At 39.5% G+C, this 19,474-nt stretch carries 22 protein-coding genes and 1 tRNA gene; 18 read left to right on the forward strand and 5 right to left on the reverse strand.

The genetic code is table 11. From position 1 onward, the window contains the following. The first annotated feature begins 22 nt into the window (after window positions 1-22). The 9 genes from rplO to rplQ all read left to right on the forward strand — a co-directional run bounded on the left by rplO (window position 23) and on the right by rplQ (window position 5,217). The gene (gene rplO, locus FAZ25_RS03895; RefSeq protein WP_004899436.1) at window positions 23-457 is read left to right on the forward strand and encodes a 50S ribosomal protein L15; all 435 of its coding nucleotides are present in this window, start codon (window positions 23-25) and stop codon (window positions 455-457) included. Then, window positions 457-1,791: a preprotein translocase subunit SecY gene (gene secY / locus FAZ25_RS03900; protein ID WP_004899434.1), complete on the forward strand. Its 1,335-nt coding sequence runs from the start codon at window positions 457-459 to the stop codon at window positions 1,789-1,791. The genes rplO and secY overlap by 1 nt, the downstream gene beginning before the upstream one ends. Beyond that, a complete protein-coding gene (locus FAZ25_RS03905; RefSeq protein ID WP_004899432.1) occupies window positions 1,784-2,347 on the forward strand; it encodes an adenylate kinase in 564 nt (187 codons plus the stop codon). The genes secY and FAZ25_RS03905 overlap by 8 nt, the downstream gene beginning before the upstream one ends. 105 nt (window positions 2,348-2,452) lie before the next feature. Beyond that, on the forward strand, window positions 2,453-2,668 hold the full coding sequence (gene infA / locus FAZ25_RS03910; protein WP_002816015.1) for a translation initiation factor IF-1: 216 nt from the start codon (window positions 2,453-2,455) through the stop codon (window positions 2,666-2,668). Window positions 2,669-2,713: 45 nt separating this feature from the next. After that, window positions 2,714-2,833, forward strand: a complete 120-nt coding sequence (gene rpmJ / locus FAZ25_RS03915) for a 50S ribosomal protein L36 (RefSeq protein ID WP_002816013.1) — start codon at window positions 2,714-2,716, stop codon at window positions 2,831-2,833. Window positions 2,834-2,915: 82 nt separating this feature from the next. Beyond that, the gene (gene rpsM, locus FAZ25_RS03920; RefSeq protein ID WP_004899407.1) at window positions 2,916-3,287 is read left to right on the forward strand and encodes a 30S ribosomal protein S13; all 372 of its coding nucleotides are present in this window, start codon (window positions 2,916-2,918) and stop codon (window positions 3,285-3,287) included. 131 nt (window positions 3,288-3,418) lie between these two features. Next, window positions 3,419-3,805: a 30S ribosomal protein S11 gene (gene rpsK, locus FAZ25_RS03925; protein WP_004899402.1), complete on the forward strand. Its 387-nt coding sequence runs from the start codon at window positions 3,419-3,421 to the stop codon at window positions 3,803-3,805. A 46-nt stretch (window positions 3,806-3,851) separates the two neighbouring features. After that, window positions 3,852-4,796, forward strand: coding sequence for a DNA-directed RNA polymerase subunit alpha (locus FAZ25_RS03930; RefSeq protein WP_004899399.1), 945 nt, complete (start codon window positions 3,852-3,854; stop codon window positions 4,794-4,796). Window positions 4,797-4,833: 37 nt separating this feature from the next. Beyond that, complete coding sequence (rplQ, locus tag FAZ25_RS03935) at window positions 4,834-5,217, forward strand: 50S ribosomal protein L17 (RefSeq protein WP_004899394.1); 384 nt, start codon at window positions 4,834-4,836, stop codon at window positions 5,215-5,217. 65 nt (window positions 5,218-5,282) lie between these two features. Here rplQ and FAZ25_RS03940 read toward each other — a convergent pair whose 3' ends face one another. Further along, entirely contained in the window at window positions 5,283-6,281 is a 999-nt protein-coding gene (locus FAZ25_RS03940) for a polyprenyl synthetase family protein (RefSeq protein ID WP_004904433.1), read from the reverse strand. Window positions 6,282-6,381: 100 nt separating this feature from the next. After that, a complete protein-coding gene (locus FAZ25_RS03945; protein WP_100665080.1) occupies window positions 6,382-8,052 on the reverse strand; it encodes an FAD-dependent oxidoreductase in 1,671 nt (556 codons plus the stop codon). A 188-nt stretch (window positions 8,053-8,240) separates the two neighbouring features. Between FAZ25_RS03945 and FAZ25_RS03950 the strand changes: the two genes are divergently transcribed. The 7 genes from FAZ25_RS03950 (at window position 8,241) to FAZ25_RS03980 (ending at window position 12,732) form a co-directional block, all read left to right on the forward strand. Further along, window positions 8,241-9,062, forward strand: a complete 822-nt coding sequence (locus tag FAZ25_RS03950) for an energy-coupling factor transporter ATPase (protein ID WP_040190653.1) — start codon at window positions 8,241-8,243, stop codon at window positions 9,060-9,062. Further along, window positions 9,038-9,895 (forward strand): energy-coupling factor transporter ATPase, encoded by an 858-nt coding sequence (locus FAZ25_RS03955; protein WP_004899382.1) that lies wholly within the window; start codon window positions 9,038-9,040, stop codon window positions 9,893-9,895. The genes FAZ25_RS03950 and FAZ25_RS03955 overlap by 25 nt, the downstream gene beginning before the upstream one ends. Continuing rightward, entirely contained in the window at window positions 9,888-10,694 is an 807-nt protein-coding gene (locus FAZ25_RS03960) for an energy-coupling factor transporter transmembrane protein EcfT (RefSeq protein ID WP_048801691.1), read from the forward strand. Before FAZ25_RS03955 ends, FAZ25_RS03960 begins: the two co-directional genes overlap by 8 nt. Before the next feature lie 35 nt (window positions 10,695-10,729). Further along, on the forward strand, window positions 10,730-11,512 hold the full coding sequence (gene truA / locus FAZ25_RS03965; protein WP_048801690.1) for a tRNA pseudouridine(38-40) synthase TruA: 783 nt from the start codon (window positions 10,730-10,732) through the stop codon (window positions 11,510-11,512). Between the two features lie 164 nt (window positions 11,513-11,676). Further along, the gene (rplM, locus tag FAZ25_RS03970; RefSeq protein ID WP_004899373.1) at window positions 11,677-12,120 is read left to right on the forward strand and encodes a 50S ribosomal protein L13; all 444 of its coding nucleotides are present in this window, start codon (window positions 11,677-11,679) and stop codon (window positions 12,118-12,120) included. Between the two features lie 18 nt (window positions 12,121-12,138). After that, window positions 12,139-12,534 carry a 30S ribosomal protein S9 gene (gene rpsI / locus FAZ25_RS03975; protein WP_004899371.1) on the forward strand — a complete coding sequence of 132 codons (396 nt, stop codon included), beginning with the start codon at window positions 12,139-12,141 and terminating at the stop codon, window positions 12,532-12,534. Between the two features lie 124 nt (window positions 12,535-12,658). Then, window positions 12,659-12,732, forward strand: a tRNA-Pro gene (locus FAZ25_RS03980). 35 nt (window positions 12,733-12,767) lie between these two features. On the opposite strand, the gene hflX is transcribed toward FAZ25_RS03980, so the two are convergent. The 3 genes from hflX to FAZ25_RS03995 all read right to left on the reverse strand — a co-directional run bounded on the left by hflX (window position 12,768) and on the right by FAZ25_RS03995 (window position 16,481). After that, window positions 12,768-14,066 carry a GTPase HflX gene (gene hflX, locus FAZ25_RS03985; RefSeq protein ID WP_040177462.1) on the reverse strand — a complete coding sequence of 433 codons (1,299 nt, stop codon included), beginning with the start codon at window positions 14,064-14,066 and terminating at the stop codon, window positions 12,768-12,770. Between the two features lie 215 nt (window positions 14,067-14,281). Then, the gene (locus FAZ25_RS03990; protein ID WP_100665077.1) at window positions 14,282-14,947 is read right to left on the reverse strand and encodes a histidine phosphatase family protein; all 666 of its coding nucleotides are present in this window, start codon (window positions 14,945-14,947) and stop codon (window positions 14,282-14,284) included. Window positions 14,948-15,074: 127 nt separating this feature from the next. After that, on the reverse strand, window positions 15,075-16,481 hold the full coding sequence (locus FAZ25_RS03995; protein WP_004899359.1) for a hemolysin family protein: 1,407 nt from the start codon (window positions 16,479-16,481) through the stop codon (window positions 15,075-15,077). 485 nt (window positions 16,482-16,966) lie between these two features. On the opposite strand from FAZ25_RS03995, the gene nrdH reads away from it, so the two are divergent. Together nrdH and nrdE are read left to right on the forward strand one after the other, a co-directional pair. Next, window positions 16,967-17,197, forward strand: coding sequence for a glutaredoxin-like protein NrdH (nrdH, locus tag FAZ25_RS04000; protein ID WP_004904428.1), 231 nt, complete (start codon window positions 16,967-16,969; stop codon window positions 17,195-17,197). Between the two features lie 83 nt (window positions 17,198-17,280). Further along, window positions 17,281-19,452 carry a class 1b ribonucleoside-diphosphate reductase subunit alpha gene (gene nrdE / locus FAZ25_RS04005; RefSeq protein WP_004899357.1) on the forward strand — a complete coding sequence of 724 codons (2,172 nt, stop codon included), beginning with the start codon at window positions 17,281-17,283 and terminating at the stop codon, window positions 19,450-19,452. The last annotated feature ends 22 nt before the right edge of the window (window positions 19,453-19,474 follow it).

Genomic DNA, 19,474 nt, shown 5'->3' on the forward strand with positions numbered 1-19,474 from the left:
TTAAAATAGGAGGTACCGAAAGATGAACTTGAACGAATTACAACCTGCTGCCGGTTCACGCAAGTTGCGTAACCGTGTAGGTCGCGGTACGTCATCAGGAAACGGTAAGACATCCGGACGTGGTCAAAAGGGTCAAAAGGCTCGTGGCAAAGTGCGTTTGGGGTTTGAAGGTGGACAAATGCCTTTGTACCGTCGTATTCCAAAGCGTGGATTTACTAACATTTCACGTAAGGAATTCGCTGTGGTTAACTTGGAAAAGTTGAACACATTTGCTGATGGTACAGAAGTGACGCCAGCACTTTTGATTGAAAACGGTATTGTTAAAAATCAAAAGTCAGGTATCAAAGTTTTGGCTGTCGGTCAACTTGAAAAGAAGTTGACTGTTAAGGCACATAAGTTTTCTGGCGCTGCTAAGGCTGCTATTGAACAAGCCGGTGGAACAACTGAGGTACTTTAATGCTACGCACGTTATTTAATGCAGTACGTGAAAAAGATATTCGTAAAAAGTTGGGATGGACGTTTTTAATTCTGTTTATTTACAGAATTGGCACACATATTACGGTGCCAGGTGTCAACCCTTCAGCTATGGCGAATATGGCTAACTCAGGATTAATGAACATTTTGAACATTTTTTCTGGTGGTGGCTTGATGAACTATTCATTGTTTGCAATGGGTGTTTCACCATACGTGACGGCACAAATTGTTGTGCAACTTTTGCAATTAGATATCGTGCCTCGCTTTGTTGAATGGAGTAAGCAGGGTGAAGTTGGTCGGCGAAAGTTGAACAATGCCACACGTTGGTTAACCCTTGTACTTGCCTTTGTTCAATCCGTTGGTATTACAGCAGGGTTTAACTCGCTGTCTGCCTACGGGTTAGTTAGCCAAACAAACAATGTCATGTCATTTATCGTCATTGGTTCAGTAATGACGATTGGGACATTTTTTGCGATGTGGCTAGGTGAAATGATAACTGAAAAGGGACTTGGAAACGGTGTTTCTATGATCATCTTTGCTGGCATCATTGCACAGGCACCTGAAGGTTTGTATGAAATTTTCAAAGAAAATATTTTACAAGCAAATTCAAATGATTTAACAAACGGTATTGTCTTTATGGCTGTGTTGATAACAGCAATGATCTTGATTATTGGTATTACAACATGGTTCTATGAAGCTACTCGTCGTTTGCAAATGCAGTACACGCGTTCTGCAGTATCATATGGTAGTGAAGCTTATTTGCCACTTAAAGTTAACGTTTCTGGCGTTATTCCGGTTATCTTTGCTTCGTCGTTTATTAGTACACCACAGACAATTTTGTTTGCATTCCAAGATAAATTTGCTTCGGCACAATGGTATCAAGTGATGCAACAGATTTTCAGTATGACGACACTACCAGGTGCAATTCTTTATACCGTATTAATCATTGTCTTTACATACTTTTATGCTTTTGTGCAAGTTAACCCAGAAAAGTTAGCTGAAAATTTGCAAAAGCAGGGGGCTTACATCGTTGGTGTACGTCCTGGTGATGAGACAAAAGCATTTGTGTCACAGTTACTTTTGAGCTTGAGCTTTGTTGGCTCTATCTTCTTAGGTTTCGTGGCACTAGTGCCACTCATCGCGTCAGATGTATGGAGTTTGAACGAAAAAATTGGTCTAGGGGGCACCAGCTTATTAATTGCTATTGGTGTTGCACTTGACTTAATACGTCAAATTGATGGTTTGATGCAAAAGAGAAATTATATTGGGTTTATTACGAAAAAACAGTTAGCAACTCGGGAGGCAACTAATGGCTAATAATTTGATTTTGTTGGGTTTGCCAGGTGCTGGTAAAGGCACACAGGCAGAATTTATTGTGAAGGACTACCCTACTGTTCATATTTCTACAGGAGATATTTTCCGTGCCAATTTAGCTAATGATACATCATTAGGTAAGCAGGCGCGTGAATACATGGACGCTGGGAACTTGGTCCCTGACGAAATCACAAATGCGATGGTTGCCGATCGTTTGAATCAAGATGATGTTCAGGCTAATGGGTTTATGTTAGATGGCTATCCCAGAAATGAAGCACAAGCTGAGTTTTTAGATCACTATTTAGCTGAAAACAACTCTGCCGTTTCTGCAACACTTTATTTTGAAGTTTCTGATTCATTACTGCGTGAACGTCTGTTAGGACGTGGTCGCGCAGACGATACACCTGAAGTTATTGATAACCGTTTGGAAGTTAATAAAGCCGCTAATTTGCCACTTGTAGATTATTACAAGCGTGCAGGTGTGCTTCACACAATCGATGGCGGACGTGAACTGGCCGAGGTGTATCATGATGTGAAAGCAGTTTTGGACAACTTATAAAAGTTTCTAAAATCACATTGAGAAATGCCAGTATTTCTGGTATAATTTGATAGGTTAAGCACTTATCAGCAATGTTGAACATGATTAATACAGGAGGTTAAGTGCATGGCCAATGATGTCATCGAAATTGAAGGTAAAGTTAAAGAAACTTTACCAAATGCGATGTTCCAAGTAGAACTCGAAAATGGCGCTGTAATTTTGGCACACGTTTCGGGTAAAATTCGTAAGAATTTTATTCGAATCTTGCCAGGTGATCGTGTCACAGTCGAAATGTCACCATACGACTTAACAAAGGGTCGTATTACTTATCGTTTCCGTTAAGAAGTGATTTGGAATAATCAGTTAACCGAATAGGAGGAATAGATTATGAAGGTACGCCCATCAGTTAAGAAGATGTGTGATGCTTGCCGCGTTATCAAGCGTAATGGTCGGACAATGATCATATGCTCAGCTAACCCTAAGCATAAGCAACGCGCTGGAAAGTAATTTTCAGAACTACGCAGAATAAATAGTTATTGTAAATAGACATAATCGTCGTTTTCAAAATATAAATAGGAGGTAATTTGTTATGGCTCGTATAGCAGGTATTGATTTGCCACGTGACAAGCGTATTGTCATTGGCTTAACATACATCTACGGAATCGGTAATACTACTGCACAAAAGATTTTGGCTGAAGCTGGCGTATCTGAAGACGTCCGTGTTCGTGATCTCTCTGCAGATCAAGAAGACGCCATCCGTGCAACAGTTGACAAGTTAAACTTGCAACTTGAAGGAGACTTGCGTCGTAAGGTATCTTTGGATATCAAATCATTGCAAGAAATCGCTTCATACCGTGGCATTCGTCATCGTAAGGGCTTGCCCGTTCGTGGACAAAACACGAAGAACAACGCTCGTACACGTAAAGGCCCAGCTAAGGCAATTGCTGGCAAGAAAAAGTAATCTAAGATTATCTTTTTCTGTTGTATCCTAATCGATACGGCACATGATTATCGCAACCATAGTTGCGTAATGTTGGTTATTAAGTTAACCCGAGAAATTATACGAAAAGTATTGAAAAGGAGGCAAACATTATGGCAGGTCGTACAACGCGTAAGCGTCGTGTGAAAAAGAATATTGAAGCTGGTGTGGCTCACATCCATTCAACATTCAACAACACTATCGTCATGATTACTGATGTTCAAGGTAACGCAGTTGCTTGGTCATCAGCCGGTGCACTTGGCTTCAAAGGAAGTCGTAAGTCAACACCATTCGCTGCTCAAATGGCAGCGGAAGCAGCAGCAAAGGGTGCCATGGAAATGAACATGCGCACTGTTGCGGTTACTGTTAAGGGGCCAGGTTCTGGTCGCGAATCAGCTATCCGTGCTTTGGCAGCAGCTGGCTTGGAAGTAACATCAATCAAAGATGTTACACCAGTTCCCCACAACGGATCACGCCCACCAAAGCGTCGTCGTGTTTAATTGATTTTCATTGCTCTTGCTTTGAAAGAAGGGGTAAGAATTACAGATGATTGAATTTGAAAAGCCAAATATTCATAACATCGAAGAGGATGCGCACTATGGCAAGTTTGTCGTAGAACCTCTTGAGCGTGGATACGGTACAACGCTAGGTAACTCATTGCGTCGTATCTTACTTTCATCGCTTCCGGGCGCAGCCGTTAATACGGTTCAAATTGACGGCGTTGTCCACGAATTTTCAACAGTGGATGGCGTTGTTGAAGATGTCACACAAATTATCTTAAACCTTAAGAAAGTTGTGTTGGCGATTGATTCAGATGATGAACGTAGCCTTGAAATTGATGTTCAAGGTCCTGCAGATGTTACTGCTGCTGATTTGCAAGCAGGAGCTGATGTAGAAGTTTTGAATCCTGATTTGCATATCGCTACTGTGGCAGCAGGTAAGTCATTGCATATGACGGTCACGGCAGTTAAAGGTCGTGGTTATTCATCGGCTGACGAGAATAAGCAATTGCGCGACGAAATGCCTATCGGCGTGTTGGCAGTTGACTCAATTTATACGCCTATCGAACGTGTGAACTATCATGTTGAAAACACACGTGTTGGATCACGTGATGATTATGATAAGCTCACTTTTGATATTTGGACAAATGGTTCAATCAAGCCAAGTGATGCTTTGAGCCTCGGTTCAAAGATTTTGGCCGAACATTTGAACTTGTTCATGGACATATCTCCAGTGGCAGCTGAAGCCAATGTTATGGTAGAAGCAGAACCTGTTGCAGCTAGTGCGTCAGATTCAGCGCCAATTGAAGATTTGGACTTATCAGTTCGTTCTTATAATTGTCTCAAACGGGCCGGTATCAACACCATTGTGGAGTTGACAGATCGCACTGAAGCCGACATGATGAAGGTGCGTAATCTCGGTCGGAAATCACTTGACGAAATCCAAGAAAAGCTAACAGAAATGGGCTTAGGATTCCGCAAGGAAGATTAACACATGTCTTTAAACTACTAAAAAGGAGGATTCACCAATGCCATATCGTAAGTTGGGTCGTACATCTTCACAACGTAAAGCGATGTTACGTGATTTAACCACTGATCTTTTGATTAATGGTCGTATCACAACAACTGAAGCTCGCGCCAAAGAAGTTCGTAAGACTACTGATAAGATGATTACATTAGGTAAGCGTGGTGACTTGGCGGCTCGCCGTCAAGCTGCTGCCTTTGTCCGCAACGAAGTTGCTGACGTTATCGAAGACGGCGACAACGTGAAAGTCCAATCAGCTTTGCAAAAGTTGTTTGATGACGTTGCACCTCGCTTTGCTGAACGTAATGGTGGTTATACACGAATTCTCAAGACTGTCCAACGTCGTGGCGATGCCGCTCAATTGGTCATCTTGGAACTTGTTGATTAATAATTATCATCACATCTAAAAATCCTTGAAGTTATAAAAACTTCAAGGATTTTTTATATGTTCTATTAATATTTACGGTTGAGTAAAATACCGCTTAGCTGTTCGAGCTGTAATCGAATGCCTTCATCAGGTAATGACTGAATCATCTGCTTTAAGGATTCAGTATAGTTAGTCAATAAATCTGATAATTTCACCATGGCATTACTTTCAGTAATCAAGGTATGCAAAGTCATCATTTCTATGTCGCTAATATCATCACGCTTGGCTAATAAAGGTATTATTTTGTCAGAAATTACCGGATCTGCTAGCGCAAAGAGTATGGGGGCTGTATAGATGCCGTTACGGATATCTTGGCCCACTGGCTTGCCAAGTGATAAATCTTGTGTGATTGACTCAAAATCCAAATAATCATCTAGTAATTGGAAGGTGACACCAATATTTTCTCCGAGATGACTGACCGTTTCTAGTAAAGGTTCACTGTAATTGTCTCCACTAATGACACCAAAACTAACGCTCAATCTAAACAATGCTGCTGTTTTACCTTTAATTTGAGTTAAATAAGAGTTAAAATCAGCAGACAAATTATATCTATTTTGCTTTTGAACAAGCTCGCCAAACAGTATTTCTTGTAAGGCTTTTAGAGCGAGTTTATTAGCAGCGGGTTTGTCGGCGCGCTCCAAAAGTGAAAACATACCAGTCAATAGATAGTCGCCGGCGTAGACGGCAGTATCTTTGCCAAATTGACTTTGAATACTTTCATGGCCGCGACGTAATTTAGATTCATCAATAATGTCATCATGAATCAACGTTGCTAGATGGAGTAATTCAAGGCTAGCACCAAGTGAAATAGCCTTAGCGTTGTAAGGGTTATCACTTAATCTAGAAAATAATAGGGTGAGTGCTGGTCTAATAAGTTTTCCAGCATTGAGCTGGGATCGAATGGCAGTGTCGATTTCTTCAAAACCAATGTGCCAACTTGCAGACATATCTTCTAAGACAGCCTGCAAAGGTGCAGATAATTCAGGAAAATCTTCCCAAAATTTGGGTAAAGTAGGCGTAGACATGTTAATTTTTCTCTATTTCTCTCAAGTATACTTACTGATAAGTATACAGGTATTATGTACAAAGTGCGAGAAACTAAGTATCGCACTTTATTATTATAACTTACTTATCTAAATCATCATAAATTGACTTAGCTTTACCATACCAAAGTCCACCGAATAGCTTTTGAAGTAATGGCACAACATAGAAATCCAAACCAAATCCACGGCCAGAACCATTCATAATAGCAATGCTTGAAAGCAAAATGAACCAGTGTGTCATATCAAAGCCATTAGTAGCCCACGCTGTGATTGTTAAAATAATTGAAACAACAGCAAGTGGCCAAGTGAAGAGACCAAGTAAAATACCTGCACCAGCCACAATTTCAATGAAACTAGCTAGACCATGCTGCCAGAAGAGCATGTTGAGGTCACCGAGTCCACCAACTGCAGCTAAAATCCAAAAGATACCTAGAAACAGACGTAATGGTGTAGACCATAACACGTTACCGAGACGTGAAATCGTACCTTGGAAAGGATTACGGCCATTTTCTGTCCGGAAAAACTCATCCATCATATAGTGGAAAATTGAATACATTGAACGAATTTGAGAGTAAAAGAATAGGTTGATGCCGTGTTTTGCCAAGCTAGCGAAGAAACCAGAGAAATTTAAGCCCATGAGACTAGCTACGGTGTAATGTGAGCCAATAGACACAGCGAAGCCATGATACTTAACCAACTCAGAAAATGTCTTAGCTTGACCAAAGCCAAGATCAGCTAACAGATTATGAGATGCTGTACGAGCAGCACTTTCAGCACCTTCTACGGTTTGTGGGACAGGGCCTGTCTTTTCATCAACATATGATAAGGTATCGCCAGCAACATAAATATCTGTTGCTGATTCATCATTATCTAGTTTGGCACGCATATAATCATCAGCTTCAATACGACCGCCTCGTCCATATTTGAAGCCCCAGTCAGAAATAAATGACTTAGCTTTAACACCTGCTGTCCAGATTAACGACTTTGTAGGTAATGTTGATTCATCAGCAAAGATGACACCGTCTTCATTGACACCAGTGACACGTGAGTTGAGACGAATATCAACACCGTTGCTAGTCATATATTTGAAAGCCTTATCAGCCAAATGACGGTCTTTTAGCATGTTTAGAATTGAAGGTGATGCTTCCAACAAAACCAGCTTAATTTCACTTTCATCTAGCTTATAGTTTTGGGCCAAGACACGTCGTTGCTCAATAAATTCGCCCATCAATTCAGCACCTGTGAAGCCAGAGCCAACAACTGCAATCGTTAGTAATTGGGCACGTTTTACAGGGTCTAATTCAGCAGCACCTTGACCAATAATGTTTTCCACGTGATTACGAATCTTCAAGGATTCTTCCATCGACCACATTTCAAAACCATGTTCTTTAACACCGGGGGTTCCAAAGTCATTTGATTGACCACCAATAGCTAGAATAAGCTTTTCGTAATTAATATCCCCATGTGTTGTTTTAATAATTTTATCATTTTTGTTAATACCATTGACCTCAGCAGTCAACAATTTAACATTTTTATTCTGATAGAAGAGATGTTCTAAATCTTCTTGTACGTGTTTAGGTGCAACACGTTGTGAAGCCACTTCGTGCAATTCTGTCATGTACGTGAAGTAAGAATGCTTATCAATCAAAATGATATTATATTCTTTATGTGATTTTAACTTCTTTGACAAAGTTTTTGCTGCAAATACACCACCAAATCCAGCACCAACAATGACAATGTTTTTTTCTGCCATGACTATTTTCTTCCTTATTGTGAATTGTCTAATATTCTTGTGAAATATCTATTTTATTATAGACTAATTTCCGTTATTTTAAAAGAGTTTACCTGAAAATAAGTTTGTGAAGTAACGTGTCTGTTAATAACATATGGCATAAACTAATAATAGTATAATACGAGCAACCTATGATAAAATAAGGTCTAATGACAAAAGCAATTAAAATTAACAATTTAAAATACAGTTATGATTCTGATCAGAATTTATTCGATGATTTTAATCTCGATATTGAAACTGGTGAATGGGTAGCATTAGTTGGGCATAATGGTTCAGGTAAATCAACATTAGCTAAACTGATATTAGGACTAATTGCCGCGACTGGCGGAACCATTAGTGTTTTTGATGATATATTAAGTCCCGAAACGGTTTACCGTATTCGAGAACAGATTGGCATGGTTTTCCAAAATCCAGATAATCAGTTTGTCGGTGCAACAGTGGCTGATGATGTCGCCTTTGGCTTAGAAAATAAGCAAGTTGCTAGTATCGAGATGCCAAGATTAATTGAGGAAGCACTCACGATTGTCGATATGCAGGCGTTTAAAGATCGCGAGCCGCATATGCTTTCTGGTGGTCAAAAACAGCGTGTAGCGCTCGCTAGTGTGCTTGCTTTAAAGCCTAAAATTATTATTTTAGATGAAGCAACTGCAATGCTGGATCCAGCGGGTAGACAAATGGTCATGGCGACTTTAACGTCACTTAGAGAGCGATTTGGCAAAGCATTGACGTTAATAACGATTACACATGATATGGATGAGGCTGCATTAGCGGATCGTGTCGTAGTTATTAATGATGGGCAACTCATTTTGGACGGCACACCGCATCAAGTGTTTAGCCAACAGACTATGCTACGTGACAGCGGCTTAGAATTACCTTTTTCAGGAGAGTTGGCCTCACAGTTGCACAATCATCCTGAAAAATACTTAGACGAAAGAGAATTAATTCAGTGGCTATCAGATTTGAGCAAGTAAACTTTACTTATGGGGCTGGGACAACATTATCACAAGATGTATTACATGATATTAATGTGAATATGCCAACTGGTGAAATAACGGCGATTATTGGACAAACTGGTTCAGGTAAATCAACACTTATTCAACATATTAATGGGCTATTAAAGCCAACAACAGGGCAAGTTTTGATTGATGATTTTAAACTCACATCAGGTACCAAGGAAAAGCAACTTATCCAATTGCGACAAAAAGTGGGTATTGTTTTTCAATTTCCGGAAAATCAATTGTTTGCTAATACGGTAATTGAAGATGTGATGTATGGGCCATTAAATTTTGGTATGACGAAAGCGGCAGCCAAAATAGCCGCTGAGCAAGCATTAACGCGTATCGGCGTGTCAGAAAATCTATGGTCGAAATCACCATTTGATCTTTCTGGTGGGCAAATGCGTCGCGTGGCAATGGCAGGCACTTTAGCTAGTGATCCTTCGGTGATTGTTTTAGATGAACCAGCAGCCGGTCTTGACCCGCGTGGGCAAGCTGAATTACTGGCACTTGTTTTAGAGTTGAAAAAAATGGGCAAGACTGTTGTATTTATTTCCCATCAGATGGAACATGTAGTCACCGTTGCTGACCAAGTTATTGTGATGCATGAGGGCAGAATCGTAGCGCAAGAAGCACCAAAAGTTTTGTTTAATCGTGATTTATCTTGGTTTCAAGACTTGATGCTAGATTTACCCAAAGCAGGCCAATTTGCTGAAAAAATGAAGGCGGCTGGGCTTATTTTGCCACGCAGACCACTCAATTTACAAGATTTAGCTTCATTAATCAATAAGGGGGCGCAACATGAATAATATTATGATTGGTCGCTTTGTGCCCGGCGAGTCGCTCATTCACCGTCTTGACCCACGTACTAAAATGATTGGGACATTTATCTACATTTTTGTGATGTTGTGGGCGAACAATTGGCAAACCTATCTTTGGTCAGCTGTCTTTGTTGTTGGTTTAATTAAATTTACTGGCCAATCTTTTAAATTATATTGGGATGGCTTGAAGCCCATTTTTTGGTTAATTTTATTCACTGTTATTTTACAGTTACTATTTACTCCAGGTTCGCCAGTATTATGGCATTTAGGCCCGCTAAGTGTGACTGTGCCAGGGGTAGTGAACGCGATTTATGTGATGGTGCGCTTTGTTTTAATTATTTTAATGTCAACCATTCTAACTTTGACAACACCCCCCACGAGCATAGCTAATGCTATTGAATCCTTGTTGGGACCTCTAAAAAAAATCAAAGTGCCAGTTGCCGAATTGGCGCTGATGCTATCAATTGCGTTACGCTTTGTACCTTTACTCATGGATGAGACGCAAAAAATTATGAATGCCCAGAAATCACGAGGCATGAGCTTTTCAACTGGTGGCCCAATTAAGCGGGCTAAAGCAATTATTCCATTACTTATTCCGTTGTTTGTTGGTGCACTACAGCGCGCGCTAGATCTAGCCAACGCAATGGAAGTCAGAGGATTTAAAGATGCAGTTCAGCGCACACGCTATCGTATACTGCATTATGACCGGAATGATTATATTGCTTTTTTTACCATTGTTTTTTTTGTGATTATCTTTTTTGGTATCAAAATAGTCACAGGATTTTAGAAAATTAAGGAGTGCATCAATGAGGTGCAATAGTCATGACACGATATAAAGCAATAGTCGCATATGATGGCAGCAATTTTTTTGGTTTTCAAGTACAAACTAAAAGTGGTGTTGAAGTCCAACGCACGGTACAAGGTGAACTTAATAAAGCCGTCAATCAAATGGCTAAGCAGCCTGTCACACCCATTAAAGTAGTCGGGGCTTCCCGAACAGACACTGGCGTGCATGCTTTTGGGCAGGTGGTGCATTTTGATTTACCATTCGATATTAATCCTGTCGGCGTGAGCAAGGGATTGAATACACTCTTACCAAGAGATATTCTTATCAAAGCAGTTACGAAAGTTTCTGATGATTTTCATGCTAGATTCAGTACACATGCCAAACGTTATTTTTATCGTGTGTCTACGACAGCATTTACGGACCCGTTTAAACGCCATTACACTGGCCATTTTCATTGGCATTTAGACACAAGTCGAATTCAGGAAGCACTACCTGATTTAATAGGCGAACATGATTTTGCTAGTTTTGCTGCTTCGGGTAATCAAACGGCATCGACAGTTCGCACGATTACTTCAGCACAATTGATTGAGAAGCCAGACGAGCAAGAATTGGTATTTGTTTTTGAGGGAAATGCTTTTTTATATAATCAAATTCGAATCATGGTAGGCGTGTTGCTAGAAATTGGCAATGGTCGCCGTGAAATACACGATATTCAACGTTTAATTGCAGTCAAGGACCGTGAGCAGGCCCGTTTTACTGCACCAGCGAGCGGCTTGTACTTGGACGAAATTGACTATGGTGAGCACCCTGCCAATTAAGCACGATTTGTGAATGGATTTTGCCAAAACCATTGACAATAACCCTTATTTTAGGTAAGATAGAACACGGTATTGTTTACCTCACGATAAGCCCCGGAAACTTATTGTAATTGCGTAGCAAGGAACGGCTACGCCTGTAAACAACTAATCAAAGGAGCGCAAACATGCGTACAACATTTTTAGCAAAACCAGGTGAAATCGAAAAGAAGTGGTATATTATTGATGCCAAAGACGTCGTTTTGGGACGTTTGTCAACAGTAGTTGCTTCAATTTTGCGTGGTAAGAACAAGCCAACGTTTACACCAAACGTTGACATGGGTGACCATGTAATCATTATCAATGCAGCCGAAGTAAAGTTGACTGGTAAGAAAGCCACAGATAAGGTTTACTACCACCACTCAAACCACCCAGGTGGTTTGAAGGCTCGCACAGCTGGAAACTATCGTGAATTCAACCCTGAAAAGTTGCTTGAATTGTCAATCCACGGTATGTTGCCAAAGAACACTTTGGGACGTAAGCAAGGCTTGAACTTGCACGTGTATGCTGGTGCAGAACATGCCCATGCAGCACAACAACCTGAAGCACTTGACATCAACAAGTTGGTTTAAGAAAGGAGAATTTAAATTATGGCTACAGCAGTACAATATGCCGGCACAGGCCGTCGTAAGAACTCAGTTGCTCGTGTGCGTTTGGTTCCAGGTAATGGCCAAATCACAATGAACGGCAAGTCAATCGAAGAATATATTCCTTTCGCTAACTTGCGTGAAGTTGTTTTGCAACCATTCAACGCTACTGAAACATTGGGTAACTACGATGTATTAGTTAACGTTATTGGTGGTGGTTATTCTGGTCAAGCTGGTGCAACACGTCACGGTATCGCCCGCGCGTTGTTGACAGTTGATCCTGATTTCCGTGCAGCATTGAAGTCAGCAGGTTTGTTGACACGTGACTCACGAATGAAGGAACGTAAGAAGCCAGGTTTGAAGAAAGCCCGTAAGGCATCACAATTCTCAAAGCGTTAATATTTTATTTGCGTTATTCAATTGGGAACTATATCAAGCACCATCTATTAACGATAGTAGATGGTGTTTTTTTGTGGCGATTTTTTTGCATTTATTGCTTTTTTGTAATAGAATAATCTCATTACGGGATGTAGCTCAGTTTGGTAGAGCGCTGTGTTCGGGGCACAGAGGCCGTGAGTTCAAATCTCGTCATCCCGATAAAAAAACACCAACAAAAAGTTGATGTTTTTTAATCAAATAATATATTTTTTAAATTGTTCAAGCTCTAATTGTGATAGTTCGACTGTCAACAACGTACCTGAATCATCATAATTTTCCGCAATAAAAGTATGATTGGCTGCTAATTTTGCTTGTACGGCCCCTTGATCAAATGGTATATGTAACGTCACAGTTTCGTTATCTTTAAAGACATGTTTTTGAATTAACGTAATGAGCGCATCCTGAGATGCTGCTTCAAGTGCTGATAAGGTAATTGCGTTTTCGCCCGAAACATCTGGATAATTGAGCGTTGTCTTATCGGCTTTATTGTAAACAGTCACCATTGGTATGTTAGTAATACCAACTTCGCGTAAGGTGTTTTCTGTCGTAGTCATCATATCTTTATAATGTGGGTCCGAGATATCTACAACTTGTAAGAGTAAATCAGCTTGCGCAGCTTCTTGTAATGTTGATTTGAAAGCTGCAACAAGGTTATGTGGCAGTTTAGAAACAAAGCCAACTGTATCACTGAGTAAAAATTGTGTCTTATCTGGTAAGGTGAGTTGCCGTACAGTTGTATTTAATGTGGCAAATAGCATATCCTTTTCAAAAACTTGTTTGGTGTCATCAGATTCGGCTCCGATACCAAAACGAGCCAATAAGCGGTTCATTAACGTTGATTTGCCGGCGTTGGTGTAACCAACCAATGCGACATTAGGCAGATTATTAGCCGTTCGCCGTGCCGAACGTGTATCTTCACCCTTCGATAAATCAGCTAATTCTTGTCTAATATGAACCATTTGCGACGTAATACGACGACGCGACTCTTCGAGTTTTGTTTCACCAGAACCTCGCGATGTAAAGCCACCACCACCGGCACCTGTTTGTTGATCGAGACTAACCGACATACTGGTCCGCAAGCGGGGAAGTTGATATTGCAGACGCGCTAATTGGACCTGCAATTTTGCTGCTTTCGTTTGTGCGCGTTGTGCAAAAATGTCTAAAATTAAACCTGTCCGATCCAAAACAGTTGCTTGCGTTACTTTTTCTAGGTTGCGAATTTGGGATGGGGATAATTCGTCGTTGGCGACAATCATATCCACATCATATGTTTTAACCGCTTCGGCAAGTTCATCAACCTTACCTTTACCAAAGTAAGTTGCTGGGTTTGGTCGTTCAAGCTTTTGTGAAAAAATGATTTCGGGGATGAGTTGATTAGCTTTGGCTAAATTAGCTAATTCTTCTAATTCGTAGTCAATATTACTTGCATTAGTCGATAAACCAATTAAAAAGACGCGGCGTTGTCCTTGATTAGTGACATGTTGTTCAGTCATAAAAAAATACCTCCAGTAACTTATAAACGAGACTGGGGGCATTTTGACGTGTTAAGGGCAAAGCTGCAAACCAATCTCAAGAAATGCACACAAAAATAGACAATCTATTTTGATATGCGGAATCTTAAAATTTGTTCAACAATGTGCTTTACTTCCTTCATTAATATGATGTTTAAAGTGTAACAGTTTTCAAGTGACTTGTCCACGAAAACGGGTTAAAAAACGGTGCTATCATCATTAAAACGAATAATGTCAGCATGATCTACTGATAGCGCAATTTGCATTACTGCACCGTTTTTAACGGGTTCGCCAGCTAAATCATGGCGTCCTAACTTTTCAGCAATACCGCGGATGGTGGTGCCGTGGGATACAATTAATACATTATCACCATCTGAATGGCGTGATTGAATATCTGCAAAACCGTGAGATACGCGATGCCACCATTTTTGATCATTCTCAGCAAAATGATAAGGATCAGCTAATGCAACAGTGTCCATTGCATCAGCCATACCATATTTTGCAACGAGATTGGCGTAGGTGCCAAAGTTCTCTGTTTTATAGGCTTGTAGTGTTGTGGTGACAGTTTCACCATTAATACCTTCAAATGAGCCAAAGAATTGTTCGCGGAAATCAAAAAGTTGGGTAGGCTCTTTGGGTGATTGCGTCGTGTTGTTTTGTAGAATATAGCGTGCTGTGTGGATTGCACGGGTTAAGTCAGATGAATAGGCACCATCAAAGTGGATATTGTTAAGGCGCTCACCTGCATCAATGCCGTGTTGGATACCCTTAGGCGTTAGTGGTGCATCAGACCAACCCTGAAAACGATGTAAGAAGTTAAAGTAAGTTTCGCCGTGGCGAACAATATAAAGATTAATAGCCATAATATGGTGTGCTTATTGTTTAATCATTAATATTGATTAGCAACAAGTACAAACCTCCTAATAATAGATTACTTTTATTTTATCATTTGTATGTAAAAGCTTGTAAAAAAAAACCACATTTGTGGTTTTAGTTCGTGGCAGCTTTTTCAGATGGTTGCTCGTTATTTTTATTAGTCATTTCATCTTCATCAAAAATACCATTATTGTTACGATCTTGTCGTGGTGTTGGAGACACCTGAACAATAAATTCGGAAATATAGGCATTGTCGTAATCTAAAGCTGTGAATTGGAAGTTAGCCACTTTCATGGTATCGCCAGCTCTGAATTCTGGATCGTGATTTAAAACGTAACCAGTTAATGTGACGGCATCATCTTCTTCTAATTCTTTAATCGTTTGACTAAAGTATCTTTCAAAATCATAAAGCGTCATTTTACCTGACACCTTGTAGCGATGATCACCGAGCTTTTCAATGTAGTCGTCTGAAACATCATCAATTTCGTCACGTACCGTACCAAATAATTCTTCATAAATATCTTTATCGGTAATTAGACCACTAGTGCCACCATATTCATCGACTACGATGGCAATTGGTGAGCGCTTAATAATCATTTCATCCATGACATCATGAAGATCCATATTTTCAGGTACCGCTGGGATATCACGCATGATTTTTGATACGGGGTCTTTGTCATTAATTCGTGCTTGTCTGACGAGGTCATAGTTAAAGACGTAGCCAAGCACCTTGTCTTTGTCGTTATCAGCAATCACGGGGAAGCGAGAATAGCGTTCTTGTAAGTACAAATTGAGGGCATCAGCAATTGGCGTTTTCACATCAATTGCTGTCATAGAAGTACGATCAATCATAATATCAACCGCAACTTTATCATTCATTTCAAATGCGCGCTGCATAAAGGTTAAATCTTCTTCGTCCAACTCACCAGCCGCAGCAGCATTTTTAGACAATGATAGAATTTCAGTTTGAGAATAGATATCTTCCTCACCATCAGTTCTAAAGCCTAACAAATGTGTGATGACGTTGGATAAGTGGTCTAACGCCCAAATCATTGGGAAGAGTGCGATATGGAAAAAGCGCACGGGACGAACAATGAAAAGTAGTACCTTGACAGGAGACTCAATCGCGATGTTTTTTGGTACCAAGTCGGTAAATACAGCGTGAACAATGGTAAAAATAATCATTGCTGATACAGAAGAAACAATGGCTGAGTACTCAACTGGTAAAAGTCCAGTGCCGAGGATAATTTTTGCAACAGTCGCTTCACCAACCCAACCCAAAATCAGACTGGTTAGCGTAATACCAACTTGTGCAGTGGAAAGATATTCAGTTAAATGTGTTACCATGTGGATGGCATTTGCTATATTTCGTGAAGGCTTTTCTCGATTTTCCTGTAAATCACGAAGTGCACTGAGACGCACCTTAACCAAAGAATATTCAGTCAGTGTGAACAAAATAGCTAGCAACAGCACCAAAACAATAATGAAAAAGTTAAGGAGCATAGACGGACCAGAATCCAAATTCGTAAACCTCTTTTCTTATTATAACTACCGGCTATTATACCAGAAAATCAGACTGAATATTGTAAAATTATTAAAATTATAACTTTTTCAAATAAGACGAACAATGTACCTTAATAAAATGCTAAATGGATATAAAAGCGAACATATTTTCGCAACATGAAAACTAATTTTATGAATGATAGTCGGTAAAAATTTGGTAGACTAGGTATACTGCCTGTTTTATGATAAAAAACTAGATATTTCATTTGTGAACAAATGCGCTAAACGCTTGATATGGCAATGTTTTCAACAAGCATTTCTTGACATTGTGAATTTTTCGCCTGTTTGAATCAGAGATATGTTGGTTTCATTGACTTGTGTCGAACAACTGTTTGTGAACACACATATTGTCCTTGTTTATTTTTGAAAAATAGGTAAACTAACTAGTACATAGTTCTTTGAATTTAATTGATTAAATATTTTAAAAAGTGGGTGTTAACATTATGGAGAAAGTAACCGTTTATACAAAATATGATTGTGTACAGTGCAAGATGACTAAAAAGTTTCTGGAAACACAGGGTATTCCATTTCGAGAAATAAATATTGAAGAAGAGATTGAGTATGTTGATGAATTAAAAGCTGATGGTTTCCGTCAGACGCCGGTTGTATCAATTGAAGGAATGCCTAAGTTTTCTGGATTCCGTCCAGATGTATTAAAAAAGATTTCGGCTTAATCTTAAAGTGATTGATAACATCGAGCGACCAATCGATGTTTTTTTATTTGCCAAGTGATTAGCCAATCGGAAGGATAAGTATAATGCCGTTAAAAGAGATTAACATAGATGAAGTAACATATTTTGACCTAAATAATCAGGTTAATATACCCAAGAATAATCAAATACAGTTAGATAAAGATCAAGAGGCGCTAGATGCCTTTTTGAAAGAAAATGTCTGGCCAAATGTTTTGAAATTTGATTCATTAGCTCAACGATTTGATTGGCTGTTTGATAATCAATTCATTGAACGAGAATTTATCGCACAATATGATTTGTCATTTATTGAAAAATTATATGCTTATCTTGAAGGTGAACATTTTAATTTCAAGTCTTTTATGGCTGCTTTTAAGTTTTATAATCAGTATGCACTAAAAACAAATGATGGCCAATACTATGTCGAAACATATGTAGACCGTGTGGCTATGAATGCTTTGTATTATGCTAACGGTCAAGAGTCATTGGCACTTAAGTTGGCTGATGAAATGATTCATCAACGTTATCAACCAGCAACCCCTAGCTTTTTAAATGCTGGTCGTGCACGGCGAGGTGAGTTGGTATCTTGCTTTATCATTCAAACATCTGATGATATGAATTCAATTGGACGTACAATTAATTCAGCATTGCAGTTATCTAAGATGGGTGGCGGGGTTGGTATTAATGTTTCCAATGTTCGCGAGGCTGGGGCACCTGTTATGGGCATTGCTAATTCAGCTGGTGGTGTTGTACCCATTATGAAATTGTTAGAAGATTCATTTACATTTTCATCGCAGGTTGGTGCTCGTCAAGGTGCTGGTGTTGTCTACTTATCTATTTTCCACCCAGACATTATGGCCTTTTTGTCAACAAAAAAAGAAAATGCTGATGAAAAAGTGCGTGTGAAGACACTATCTTTGGGGCTTACGGTACCAGATAAATTCTACGAATTAGTTCGCCAAAATAAGACAATGTACTTGTTTAGCCCAGTTGATGTGGAAAAAGTGTATGGCCAATCATTCAATTATGTTGATATAACAGCGGAATACGATAATATGGTTGAAAATGATGCAATTACCAAGTATCGTGTTGATGCACGCATGTTAGAAGAAGAAATTTCAAAACTTCAGCAAGAGTCTGGGTATCCTTATATTATCAACATTGATGTAGCTAATAGAGAAAACCCAATTGCAGGTAAAATTGTCTCTTCTAACCTCTGTTCTGAAATTTTGCAAGTGCAAAGACCTTCAGACATTGATAATGGGCAGCAGTATACGCGTTTAGGGTCAGATGTCAGTTGTAACTTGGGATCCATCAATATCGTTAATATGATGGCAACGCAAGACTTTGATACATCTGTTGATACAATGGTGCGTGCCTTGACATTTGTATCAGACACATCTAATCTTGATGTGGTACCTTCAATTGATAAAGGTAATAAAGAAAAGCATGCTATTGGTCTTGGCGCAATGGGATTAGCAGCTTATTTTGCACAAAATCAAATGTACTATGGTGATGAAGAAGCGCTGGACTTTACAACAACTTTCTTTATGACGCTGAATTATTATTCTATTAAGTCATCTATGCGCATTGCAAAAGAGCGTCACGAAACATTTTATGAGTTTGAGAAGTCAACGTATGCTAATGGTGCCTACTTTGATAAGTATATTAACAATGATTGGCAGCCTAAAACGCAAAAGGTTGCGCAAGCTTTTGCGCCACACCATCTGCCAACTAAAAATGATTGGTTGACATTGAAAGACGACGTTGCAAAATATGGCATGTATCATGCATACCGCCATGCGATTGCACCAACAGGTTCTATTTCATACGTTAACGACACAACGGCAACGTTATTACCTATTGTGAATAAGATCGAAGAACGTCAAGAAGGGATGATTGGTAAGGTATATTATCCAGCGCCTGGTTTAAGTGATGAAACTATGCCATATTACGTATCGGCCTATGACACGGATATGCGTAAAGTAATAGATGTCTATGCTGCTGCACAAGAGCATATTGATCAAGGAATGGCGTTGACATTATTTATGCGCTCAACACTTTCTGATAAGCTTTACGAATGGAAAAAAGGTAGAACGGATAAAATGACAACGCGCGATTTAACTATTTTGCGTCACTATGCCTTTAATAAGGGTATCAAGTCGTTATATTATGTACGTACTTTTACAGACGACAACCAAGAGTCTGGTGTTAATGAATGTGAAAGTTGCTCAATCTAATCTGAGTTAAAAGATAAATGCT

The organism is Leuconostoc sp. LN180020, from assembly GCF_014844115.1.
In the GTDB taxonomy this organism is placed as follows: Bacteria; Bacillota; Bacilli; order Lactobacillales; family Lactobacillaceae; genus Leuconostoc; species Leuconostoc citreum.